This window comes from Roseiterribacter gracilis (assembly GCA_018332375.1).
Taxonomy (GTDB): domain Bacteria; phylum Pseudomonadota; class Alphaproteobacteria; order BOG-932; family Roseiterribacteraceae; genus Roseiterribacter; species Roseiterribacter gracilis.
The window spans coordinates 4151798-4162670 of sequence record BOPV01000001.1; the positions used below are offsets into that span (position 1 = coordinate 4151798).

Consider the following 10873-nt stretch of genomic DNA (forward strand, 5'->3'; position numbering starts at 1 on the left):
CACGTCACGCTGCCAGCACCGGCAGCGTGATGTGAAAGACGGCGCCGCCGCCTGTTCCGTTCTCGACTTCGATTTTTCCGTCATGCAGCGCCAGCACTTCGCGCGCGATCGCGAGGCCCAGGCCTGAACCAGTACCGACCGGCGCCAGGCCGCGTTCGAACGGTTCGAAAATTCGCGCGCGATCGGCGTCGCTGACACCGGGACCGGTGTCGCGCACATCGATGCATCCGCTTGGATTGACCGCAACTTCAACCGAGCCGCCGCTACCGGCATGTCGCAGCGCATTGTCGACGACGTTGCGCAAGGCCGCCGCCAAGCCGTCTTCGCTGCCCGCGACGAAGACCGGTGCATCGCCCGCTTCGAGCGAAATCTGCGATCCACGCGCCAGCGCAAGCGGCGCCAGTTCGGCGACGACGTTGCGCGCCAGCGCCACCAGCTCCAACCGTTCCAGCGGTTTCTGCTGCGTCTGCAGTCGCGCCAGCGACAAAAGCTGGTCGACCAGAATCGTCATGCGCCGCAGATCTTGTTTCAGTTCGGCGGCCAGCCGCGGCTGCGCAATCTGGTCGAGACGCGCGCGCAGCACCGCGATCGGCGTACGCAGTTCGTGCGCCGCGTTGGCGATGAAACGGCGCTGGTTGCGGAAGCCGCCATCGACTCGTTCCAGCGCTCCGTTCACGGCGCGAATCAGCGCCTGCAATTCGTTGGGCGCCGAGGCCACGTTGAGACGCTGTTCGAGGTTGGTCGGCGAAATCGCTTCGGCTTCGCGTTCGAGCTGTAGCAGCGGACGCAAGCCGCGGCGCACGATCCAGGGTGACAGGACCAGCGAGAAGACGACCATCGGAATGATCATGGGCAGCAGCTCGTTTTCCAGCTCGGCCCAGATCCAGTGCAGCACGTCGTAGAGCTGGTGGTGGGCGCCGATCGTAATCACGCGCATGCGTCCGGCCGGCGTGTCGGCGGTGACCAGGATCGCCGAGGTGAGGCCGCGATGGGGCTGCGGCACGTCAAGTTCGGCGAATTCGACTTCACGCAGGCCGCGTTCGGCGAGCGGCATCAAGTCGGGGGATGAGCCGATGGCGGCCGTGCCGTCTTTGGCGTCGATCACCAGATAGCGGAAATGCGGATTGTCGGCGCAGAACTCGATCAGGTCGGCGGTTTGGTTGAGACGCAGCGTAAAGTCCTGGTCGCGTGCGACGGCGGCGCTGATGATATTCGTGATGCGGCCTTGGTCGCGGTCGGCTTCGACGTTGCCGCCGCGCCAGATCATCGCCATGAACGCACCGACCGATAGCGACAGCGTCAGCCCATAAACGATCGCCAGGTCGCGGACGAGACGTCGTCCAATCGAATGTGGGGCGACCGATCCGGTGGCTTTATTCAATGTCATCCGTGGCAAGATAGCCGACGCCGCGCACCGTGTGGATGACAATGCCAGCATCGACGTCGGCGAGGCGTTTGCGCAGCCGCGACACCAGCGCCTCGAGCGCGTTGAAGCCGGCCTCGTCGTCGCCGAAGATCGCCTGCATCAACGCGTCGCGATAGAGAACGCGGCGCGCACCGCCCAGCAGAACTTCAAGCAGCGAGGCTTCGCGCGGGGCCATATGCAGCCGGCGGCCGCGGACGAAGACTTCGCCGCCGGGTCGTTCGATCTGAATGCCGCCGAGACGCAGCGTATCTTTGATGTGCGCATCGTGTCGGCGCAGCACGGCGCGGATGCGCGCAACCAGCTCGTCGGTTTCGAACGGCTTGGTGACATAGTCGTCGGCGCCCGCAGCCAGGGCTGCGACGCGTTCTTCAATCGCGTCGCGTGCGGTCAGCACGATCACGGGCGTCGCGTCGCCGCGCGCGCGCAGCGCCGTCAGCAGCGCGACACCGTCGAGATCGGGCAGGCCGAGATCCAAAAGCACCATCGCGCACGGGCCGACCGCAAGTCGCGCCAGGGCGGCGTGGCCGCTGGCGGTCGCTTCGGTGGTGAAGCCGAGCTCGGTCAAATGCGAGCGCAGCAATTCCGTCAGGTTGGGATCGTCTTCGACGACGAAGACGGGCGACGATGATGTGACGTCGTCGAGACGGTCCTCGGTCTTGAGAACGGCCGGGACTGCGCGCGCGGCGCGCGATGTGGGGGAATGCGGTGCGGGCATGTGCGGATGGTCGCGCCGGGATCCTGACAAACGTATGAACGGCCCAGCCGCACGGGCGATTCTGTCGCGACGGTAAATCCTTACCGAGCCGCTAGTCGGATGCCGGCGCCTGGAGATCCAAGCGCCGGCGAACCGAACTTACTTCGCGCTAGCGATCTTGCCGGTGCTGGCGTCGACATTGACCTTCTGGGTCTTGTCGCCGTTGGCAAGTTTCACTTCGTAAACGGGATTGCCGTTTTCCTTTTCAAGGCTGGCTTCAAGCGCCTTACCGCCGCTCTGCTGTTCGGCAGTTGCGATCGCTGCGGCGAGGCCAGTCTTCGCCGCCGTAATCGTCTGCGCGTCCTGCTGCTTGCTCGAGCTGGCGTTCTTTTCCGAACCCTTCACGGCGGCGCCGGTCGTCAAGTCGACATTCAGAATGTCGCGCTTGCCGTTCTGCACCACGGTGACTTCGTACTTGCTGACGCCATGTTCGGTTTCGAACTTGGCATCGGTCGCCTTACCGCCGGCTGCTTTTTCCGCCGCGCCAATCGCATCGGCCAAGGAATGCTTGGCGCTGCTGACGGTGGCGAAGTCTTCTTTGGTGCCCGCAAAGGCGGCGCTGCCGATGAGCAGAGAAGCAATCGCGGTCGCAGTAAGAATCTTGGTCGAACGCATGGAATTTATCTCCTGGAGTGATCGTACTTCGGGACCGCATCCCATGTGGGATCGCGTCACGTCTTTCGCGTGACCATGCCAAGGTGAAAGAAAGGCAGGGGTCGTCACGCTAGAAATGCGTTTGCGCGCAATTCGTTTCGACGCTTTCGAACTGTCGAATACAGGCACAAAAAAAGAGCGCGTCCGAAGACGCGCTCTTATCTTAGCAGCAATGCGGGAACCTTTAGTCGCCAGCCTGCACCGCGTGCGGACGTGTGTGCCCGTCTTTCGGCGTCAGGATGCGTCCCATTTTGGGTGCGAGCCAGTTCTGCAGCTGGTCCATATAGGTGAACACGACCGGGATCACGACCAGCGACAAGGCAGTCGACGTGATCAGGCCGCCAATCACCGCAATCGCCATCGGCTGACGGAAGTCGCCATCTTCGCCCCAACCAGCCGCGATCGGGATCATGCCTGCGATCATCGCGATCGTGGTCATCACGATCGGACGCGCACGCTTGTGCCCCGCATCCATCAGCGCGTCGTGCATCGACTTGCCGTGGTCGCGCATCGCGACGATCGCGTATTCGACCAGCAGGATCGAATTCTTGGTCACGATGCCCATCAGCATCAGGATCCCGATCATCGCCGGCAGTGACAGCGCCAGGTTCGAGAACATCAGCGCCGCCAATGCGCCGCACAGCGACAGCGGCAAGGCAACGAGGATGGTCGGCGGTTGGAAGAAGTTGCGGAACAACAAGACCAGCACCGCCAAGTTCAGCAACAACGCGGTCGCAAGCGCAACCATGAAGCCGCGGAACATCACGCCCATTTCTTCCTGGTTGCCGATATTCGCTTTGCGAATGCCGGGCGGCAGATTCTTGATCGACGGCAGATCGTTGACCTGCTTGAACGCGTCGCTGAGTTCGCCTTTGGCCAAGTCGGCCTGGATCTCGGCTTTGCGCGAACGCGCGAACCGGTCGATCTGGCTGGGACCCGATCCCATCACGATCTCGGCCACTGACTTCAACGGGACGGTCGTGCCGCTGAAGGTGCGGACGCGCAGATTTTCGATCGTGTCGAGATCGGTGCGCCAGGACGGATCCAACGTCACGCGGATCGGCACCTGCCGTTCGCCGAGATTGTACTTGGCGGTGTTGCTGTCGATATCGCCCAGGGTTGCGATGCGCGCGACCTGGCCGATCGACGCAACCGACACGCCTTGTTCGGCGGCGCGATCGAATTTCGGCTTGATGATCAGCTCGGGCCGCTGCAGCGCCGCGGTCGACATGATGTTGGCGATCGCTGGCAGCTTCTGCATCTCGGACATGACTTTGTCGGCATGGCGTTCGAGCGCCTGACCATCGTCCGAGACCAGCACGACCTGCACGTCTTTGCCACCGACGCCGCTGGTCGAAGCAAAGCCCGACCGCACGCCCGGGAATTTCAGCAGCTCGGGCGCCATGGCGCGTTCGAAGTCTTTTTGCGACCGGGTGCGTTCGCTCTTGGGCTTCAGCAACACCAGCGCACGACCGCGACGAATGTCGCCGCCGCGACCCGCGACCGCCCAGACGGCGCGCACTTCGGGCTGCGCTTTGAACATCATGGCGAAGCGCTGCATCAGCGCGTCGGTTTCTTGCAGCGTCACGCCGGGCGGCAACTCGGCTTCGAACTGGCTGAACCCGATATCCTGGTCAGGGATGAAACCCTGCGGGATTTTGGTCGCGAGAAAGATCGACAGGCCGAATACGGCCAAGGTGATGCCGATCGTCTTCAGGCGATGTGCCAGGCACCAGTCGAGCAGGTGCAGATATTTGTCGATCCATTTCGGCGTGCCGTGCTCCTTCTGCGCCGGCGCCAGGAAATAGGCCGACATCAGCGGCGTGATCAGGCGCGCGACCAGCAGCGAGAACATCACTGCGACCGCGACCGTGATGCCGAATGACTTGAAGAACTGACCCGGAATGCCGGGCATGAACGACACCGGCAAGAAGGTCGCGACGATCGTCATCGTGGTGGCGACGACCGCCAGGCCGATTTCGTCGGCCGCTTCCAGCGCCGCCTGGTACGGGCGTTTGCCCATGCGGATGTGGCGCACGATGTTTTCGATTTCGACGATCGCGTCGTCGACCAGAATGCCCGTGACCAACGCCAGCGCTAGCATCGTGATGCCGTTGAGCGTAAAGCCCAGCGCCTGCATCGCGATAAAGGTTGGGATCATCGACAGAGGCATCGCCACTGCGGCGATCACCGTGGCGCGCCAATCACCGAGGAACCACAAGACGACCAGGATCGCGAGGCCGGCACCCAACACCAGCGCTTCGACCGACGCGTCGTAGCTGTGCTGCACGAAATCGACGCCGCGGAACACGGTCTCGAACCGTACGTCGGGGAATTGCTCTTTGAATTCCTCGACCTTCTTTTCGATCAGCTTGGCGACGGTGATTTCCGAGCTTTGCGGTGCGCGATAGACCGAGAAGGTGACGACCGGTTCGCCGTCGAGCCGCGCCGTCTGGCGCAGTTCCGACATGCCGTCGATCACGGTCGCCATGTCGCTGAGGCGCGCTTTGCGACCGTTGGGCAAAGCGATCTCGGTGTTGCGCAAATCGTCGACGCTGCGCGCCGAGCCCAGGGTGCGGATCGTCTGTTCCGACGAGCCAACCGTGCCGCGCCCGCCGGGCAGATCGACGTTCATCGCGCGCAGCTGGTTGTTGACGTCGTCGGCGGTGATGCCCAGCGCCATCAAACGCGTCGGATCGAGATGAATGCGAATTTCGCGCTGCAGGCCGCCGGACCGTTCGACCTGGCCGACGCCCTGCAACGCCTGCAGGCCGCGGCTGATTTCATTGTCAACCAGCCAAGACAGCTGTTCGACGGTGCGGTTCTTGGAAGACACCGCGTAGAACAGAACTTCGTTGCCCGAGAAATTGACGCGCTGGACCTGCGGTTCGTAAATGTCCTGCGGCAGGTCCTGGCGAATGCGTGCAACCGCGTCGCGCACGTCGTTGGTGGCGCGGTCGATGTTGGTACCGATTTCGAATTCGATCGTGGTCGAGGAACGACCGTCATTGATCGACGAGCGGATGCGCTTGATGTTCTGGATCGTCGCGACCGCGTCTTCGACTTTGCGCGTGATCTGCGTTTCCAGTTCCGACGGCGCCGCCGACGGGCGGCTGACATAGACGTTCACGATCGGAACGTCGATGTCGGGATTCTGCGTGATGTCCATCGTCAAGAAGGCGAGCAGGCCCGCCAACGTCAGAATGATGAACAGAACGATCGGCGGGATCGGATGCTTGATCGCGACCGCTGAGATATTGCCCGACACGCTTGCTTACTCCTGCGTCGGCAGCGGACGCACCGCGCCGGTCGGCGCCGCGGTCGGATTGACCTTGTCGCCTTCTTTCAGGTAGCCGGCGCCGGCCAACACGACCTTCTCGCCTTCCTGCACGCCTTTGAGCAGCGCGATCTTGCCGTCCTGGCGCGCGCCGGTTTCGACGTTGCGCATCTGCACCTTGTTGTCGGGCAACAGCGCGAAGACCTGCGGACGCTGGTCTTTGTAGATGACCGACTGTTCCGGCACCGACAGCACGCTGGCTTTGCCCAGCTCGACCATGCCGCGCACGAACATGCCGGGCTTCAGGCCCGCATCGTTCGGCAACGCGATCTGCACCTTGCCGAGACGGGTCTGCGGATTGACCGCGGGACCGACCAGACGAACCGTGCCGTCGAACGTACGCGCCGTGTCGGGCGAACCGTCGATCCGGACGCTGACTTTCTGGCCGACTGCGATCGAGGTGATATCCATCTCGGGCACTTCGGCCCACAGCTCCAGCCGGTCTTCGCGGATCATGCGAAACATCTCGGTGCCGGCGTTCGGAACCGCGCCGAGGCGCGCGCCGCGCGCGGTAATCGTGCCGGCAGCAGGCGCGCGAACTTCGGTCTGGCGCAACCGGGCGGCTGCTTGATCGAGATTTGCTTTGGCGACGCCGACGCGCGCCTGCGCGGTCACCGCCGCGGCTTTGCGCGTGTCGAGATCGCGGCCGCTGGTCGTGCCGCTCTTCGACAATTCTTCGGCGCGACGTGCGTCGGCGCCCAACTGCGACGCCGAGGCCTCGGCTTCGCGCAGCGCCGCTTCCTTCTGCGCCAGATCGGCTTTCAGCACCGAGTCGTTGAAGCGCGCCAGCAACTGGCCCGCCTGCACCTTGTCGCCTTCTTCGACCAGCACCTGCACCAGCGCGTAGCCGCCGATTTCGCTGCCGATCGGCAATTCATCCCAGGCGGTGATCGAACCGGTGACGAGCAGGTTCTTCGCCATCGTCGAGCGTTCGACGGTCGCGGTCGTGACGGTCAGGCTGGGCACGTCTTTCGTCGCGGCGGCGTCACCGCCTTTGCCGCGCATCGACGCCGCGAGCGCCGCAACCAGCAGCGCCAGCACACCAAGCGCGATCCATTTGCGCCGGCCACGCAGCATGTCGCGCGCCATGGCAAGCCGATCGCGCGGTGCGGGCGGTGCCACATACGCGGTCTCTTCGACCGGACGCGGCAGGATGGCGGGGCGTGACGGCGACATAGAGGTGCTCCGGTCCGAAAATTCAGTCATGCGCGTGCGGCGTTACGCGCCGCACTGTCAGCAAGCAGGCCGAGTGCCTGTGGATTGAGATGCGTGGCAATCGCCGCGTCGGTGAGACCGATGCCGCGGCAGCAGAACCAGACGGCCTGGCGAATCACGTCGGATTCGTCCTGTGCGTCGTTGTTGGCGTACGTCACTGCCGGCCCGCCCGACAAGCGCAGGTTGATCAGCATCGACGCGACATGTTCGACGAACCAGAAACGGTTGGCAGGCGAGACCGGTCCGGGCGTCAGGTCGCCCGCTTCTTCGGCCGCCTGCATCGCTGCCAGCATCGGCGGATAATATTGTTCGAAGGCGCGCTTCAACACGGCGCGCGCGAATTCACCGTCGCCGATCAGGCTGGCGAGAAACAAACGCTGCTGCGCCGCTTCGCGATCGACATGCGCCTGATTGGCGAAGCGATGCACCATGTAGGTCAGCATGTGCACCAAGGTCGACGTCGAGGCCGGCAGCGAGCGGATCAGGTCGATCGCCTGGTCGCCGCTTTCCGTAACGTGATCCAGCACTTCCTGGTGCAGCGCCTCTTTCGAGGGGAAGTGGCGATAAAGCAGGGCTTCGGACACGCCGGCTGCTTGGGCCAGCGCGCGGGTGGTCGTGCCCCGCAGCCCTTTGCGCGCAAAGAGCGGGACTGCCGCTTCGACGATGGCCCGGCGCCGGTCGCGCAAACGCAGGCGCGGGGTGCTGCGGGTGGCGCCCAGGGGCGCTGCGTTGGCGATCGAGGTCATGGCCGGTTTCCGCGAGACAGGGAGGTAAGCGTTTACTCACGAGGCTGCAATCTGCTGTTGCAACCATGAGGCGAGGGCCCGTCCACCGCGAACGACATCTCCTTATGAACGGATAAGCCGCCCTTATCGGCCTCAAAGGGCTCGCTTCGCAGGGAACCGCGCCCCACCCAGCCTGTTGAATAAACACGCAGTTTAGGAGGCGAAGATGGTTGATCGTGATCGGATCGAAGGCGCTGCCAAGCAGGCCAAGGGCGGCCTGAAAGAGGCGGCGGGCAAGATTACCGGCGACGAAAAGCTCAAAGCCGAAGGCGCGGCGGACAAGGCCGCAGGCAAGGTGCAAAACGCCGTCGGCGGCGTGAAAGACAAGATTCGCGAGACCTTGGACAAATAAGTCCTCGCGTAGGTCCGCGCAGCAAAACGCCCGTCGCTCGTTCCTCGAGCGGCGGGCGTTTTTCGTTCCACGAGAGTGATGTGCAGATCGAAACAACGCGGCGTCACGCTGGTTGATTCAGCACGTCCCACACTTGAGGAGCATCCAGATGGCCAACGAAAATCGCGATCAGCAACAGCAGCAAGGCGGCCAGAAGGACATGAAGAATCAGCGTCCGGAGCAGAACAAGCAGCCGGGCAAGATGGACCAGTCCAAGACCGGTCAGTCGCAGAAGAAAGACGATCGCTAGGTCGCGTGCCGCGCGATTGTTTTTGCAATCGCGTAATCGACAAAGCCGTCGTGATTGATGCGCCGCCACGTGCAAACGTGGCGGCGTTCTTATGTCGACGGAGAGTTCCAATGAGCCGGCCGCCGCTGCCGCCTTTCACCCGCGAAACAGCGATCCAGAAAGCCCGCATGGCTGAGGACGCCTGGAATTCGCGCGATCCGCAGCGTGTCGCTGGCGCTTATACGCAAGACAGCAACTGGCGAAACCGGGCTGAGTTCTTTTCCGGCCGCGACGCCATCGTCGCGTTTCTGACGCGCAAATGGGCGAAGGAAATCGAGTATCGGCTGATCAAAGAAGTATGGGCCTTCACCGACAACCGGATCGCAGTCCGGTTTCAATATGAGTGGCACGACGATTCCGGCACCTGGTTTCGTGCCTATGGCAACGAGCAGTGGGAATTCGACGAGCACGGTTTGATGCGCCGCCGCGAAGCCAGCATCAACGACGTGCCGATCCGAGTCGAAGATCGCCGCTTCTTATGGCCGCTGGGACCGCGTCCCGCCGATCACCCGGGTCTCACCGAACTCGGCATGTAGCACCCCGATTCACGGGTGCTTGCACAAGGATCGGGCAACTCGCGCGGGCTGTCGCAGATGCGACCAACCGTCTTGCGTGCAAGCTCGTATTTCACACCGTGCGCTCGCTTTACAGCCGGCGCTTTGCACACCTAGTGTCCCCGGTCCGAAAGGCGCCGAGAAGCGCCAAATGAGTTCCGCATCCTGGGAGGGACGCCATGCTTACCAACAAAATTTCCGCTGTCGCTGCGGTCGCCACGATCGCGCTCGCACCTAGCGTTGTCGCATTCGCGACGGGGCCGGCGCAGGCACAACAAAGCGACGTGATCACGATGGGCGCAGCCGTGTCGCTGACCGGCAAATATGCGAGCTCGGGTCAGGACACCAAAGACGGCTACGACATCACCGTCAAAAAGCTCAACGACGCCGGTGGCGTCACGGTCGGCGGCAAGAAGTACAAGCTCGAAGTAAAGTACTACGACGATGAATCCACGCCGGCGCGTGCAGCGCAGCTTGCCGAACGACTGATTCAGCAGGACGGCATCAAATATATTCTCGGTCCGTACGGCTCCGGCCTGTCGAAGGCGATGGCGCCGATCACCGAGAAATACAAAGTGCCGATGATCCAGGGCAACGGTGCCGCGCGCGAGCTGTTCCAGAACGGCTGGAAGTACATGTTCGCGACGCTGACGACCGCCGATCAATATGTGTCGCCGTCGGTCGAGTTGCTCGCCGAACAATTCAAGAAAGCGGGCAAGGATCCGTCCGCCGCCAAGATCGTGATGGCGTTCGAGAATGATCCGTTCTCGCTCGACGTCCGCACCGGCATCGAAGAGCTGACGAAGAAGTACAACATGAAGGTGCTTGTCGACGACAAGCTGCCGCCGGAAATCAACGACATGGCTGCGACCTTGACCAAGGCCAAGGCATTGAAGCCCGATCTGCTGATCGTGTCGGGCCATGAAAAAGGTGCAGCGCTGGTCGTGCGCCAGACCGCGGAAATGAAAGTCGACGTTCCGATGATCGCGACGTCGCATTGCGACACGGCGCAGATCACCGAGAAGCAGCCGAAGATTTCCGACTATGTGCTGTGCGCGTCGCAGTGGGATCGTTCGCTGAAATTCTCGGACAAGCTCTTCGGCTCAGCCGAGGACTTCGCCAAGTTGTTCGAGAAAGACTACAAGCGCGCGCCGTCATACCAGGTCGCGGAATCTGCCGCCGCCGTCATGGTGTTCGCCGACGCCTTCAGCCGCGCCAAGGATCTGACGCCGGATAGCGTGCGCGACGCGATCGCCGCAACCGACATCAAGACCTTCTACGGTCCGATCAAGTTCGACGCGACCGGTCAGAACGCGGGCAAGAAGATGATCATGTTCCAGGTGCAGAACGGCCAATACAAAGTCGTGTACCCGGCCGAAGTCGCGAATGCGCAGATCGTCTATCCAGTGCCGAGCTGGTCGAAGCGCTGACATAGTCCCCGCGAAAGCGGGGATCCATCTCACCAAGA

Annotated in this window: 10 protein-coding genes; 4 read left to right on the forward strand and 6 right to left on the reverse strand. The window is 62.9% G+C overall.

All coding sequences use genetic code 11. The features are described 5' to 3' along the window. Positions 1-4: 4 nt before the first annotated feature. The 6 genes from TMPK1_RS20525 to TMPK1_RS20550 form a co-directional block, all read right to left on the reverse strand. Positions 5-1387, reverse strand: a complete 1383-nt coding sequence (locus tag TMPK1_RS20525) for a sensor histidine kinase (protein WP_420245478.1) — start codon at positions 1385-1387, stop codon at positions 5-7. Then, positions 1374-2141 (reverse strand): response regulator transcription factor, encoded by a 768-nt coding sequence (locus tag TMPK1_RS20530; protein ID WP_420245479.1) that lies wholly within the window; start codon positions 2139-2141, stop codon positions 1374-1376. The genes TMPK1_RS20525 and TMPK1_RS20530 overlap by 14 nt, the downstream gene beginning before the upstream one ends. Positions 2142-2279: 138 nt before the next feature. Beyond that, a complete protein-coding gene (locus TMPK1_RS20535) occupies positions 2280-2795 on the reverse strand; it encodes a PepSY domain-containing protein (protein WP_420245481.1) in 516 nt (171 codons plus the stop codon). 223 nt (positions 2796-3018) lie between these two features. Then, entirely contained in the window at positions 3019-6102 is a 3084-nt protein-coding gene (locus tag TMPK1_RS20540; RefSeq protein ID WP_420245482.1) for an efflux RND transporter permease subunit, read from the reverse strand. Between the two features lie 6 nt (positions 6103-6108). Further along, complete coding sequence (locus TMPK1_RS20545) at positions 6109-7347, reverse strand: efflux RND transporter periplasmic adaptor subunit (protein ID WP_420245483.1); 1239 nt, start codon at positions 7345-7347, stop codon at positions 6109-6111. A 26-nt stretch (positions 7348-7373) separates the two neighbouring features. Continuing rightward, a complete protein-coding gene (locus TMPK1_RS20550; protein WP_420245484.1) occupies positions 7374-8132 on the reverse strand; it encodes a TetR/AcrR family transcriptional regulator in 759 nt (252 codons plus the stop codon). A 205-nt stretch (positions 8133-8337) separates the two neighbouring features. On the opposite strand from TMPK1_RS20550, the gene TMPK1_RS20555 reads away from it, so the two are divergent. The 4 genes from TMPK1_RS20555 (at position 8338) to TMPK1_RS20570 (ending at position 10835) form a co-directional block, all read left to right on the forward strand. Continuing rightward, on the forward strand, positions 8338-8523 hold the full coding sequence (locus tag TMPK1_RS20555; protein ID WP_420245486.1) for a CsbD family protein: 186 nt from the start codon (positions 8338-8340) through the stop codon (positions 8521-8523). 148 nt (positions 8524-8671) lie between these two features. Beyond that, the gene (locus TMPK1_RS20560; RefSeq protein WP_420245488.1) at positions 8672-8812 is read left to right on the forward strand and encodes a hypothetical protein; all 141 of its coding nucleotides are present in this window, start codon (positions 8672-8674) and stop codon (positions 8810-8812) included. A 110-nt stretch (positions 8813-8922) separates the two neighbouring features. Next, positions 8923-9387 carry a nuclear transport factor 2 family protein gene (locus tag TMPK1_RS20565; RefSeq protein WP_420245490.1) on the forward strand — a complete coding sequence of 155 codons (465 nt, stop codon included), beginning with the start codon at positions 8923-8925 and terminating at the stop codon, positions 9385-9387. A gap of 197 nt (positions 9388-9584) precedes the next feature. Next, the gene (locus TMPK1_RS20570) at positions 9585-10835 is read left to right on the forward strand and encodes an amino acid ABC transporter substrate-binding protein (RefSeq protein WP_420245491.1); all 1251 of its coding nucleotides are present in this window, start codon (positions 9585-9587) and stop codon (positions 10833-10835) included. The last annotated feature ends 38 nt before the right edge of the window (positions 10836-10873 follow it).

Excerpts from the sequence above, each read along its gene's own strand:
- TMPK1_RS20525 (WP_420245478.1), bottom strand. The coding sequence starts at position 1,387 with ATGACATTGAATAAAGCCACCGGATCGGTCGCCCCACATTCGATTGGA.
- TMPK1_RS20530 (WP_420245479.1), bottom strand. The coding sequence starts at position 2,141 with ATGCCCGCACCGCATTCCCCCACATCGCGCGCCGCGCGCGCAGTCCCG.
- TMPK1_RS20535 (WP_420245481.1), bottom strand. The coding sequence starts at position 2,795 with ATGCGTTCGACCAAGATTCTTACTGCGACCGCGATTGCTTCTCTGCTC.
- TMPK1_RS20545 (WP_420245483.1), bottom strand. The coding sequence starts at position 7,347 with ATGTCGCCGTCACGCCCCGCCATCCTGCCGCGTCCGGTCGAAGAGACC.
- TMPK1_RS20550 (WP_420245484.1), bottom strand. The coding sequence starts at position 8,132 with ATGACCTCGATCGCCAACGCAGCGCCCCTGGGCGCCACCCGCAGCACC.
- TMPK1_RS20555 (WP_420245486.1), top strand. The coding sequence starts at position 8,338 with ATGGTTGATCGTGATCGGATCGAAGGCGCTGCCAAGCAGGCCAAGGGC.
- TMPK1_RS20560 (WP_420245488.1), top strand. The coding sequence starts at position 8,672 with ATGGCCAACGAAAATCGCGATCAGCAACAGCAGCAAGGCGGCCAGAAG.
- TMPK1_RS20565 (WP_420245490.1), top strand. The coding sequence starts at position 8,923 with ATGAGCCGGCCGCCGCTGCCGCCTTTCACCCGCGAAACAGCGATCCAG.
- TMPK1_RS20570 (WP_420245491.1), top strand. The coding sequence starts at position 9,585 with ATGCTTACCAACAAAATTTCCGCTGTCGCTGCGGTCGCCACGATCGCG.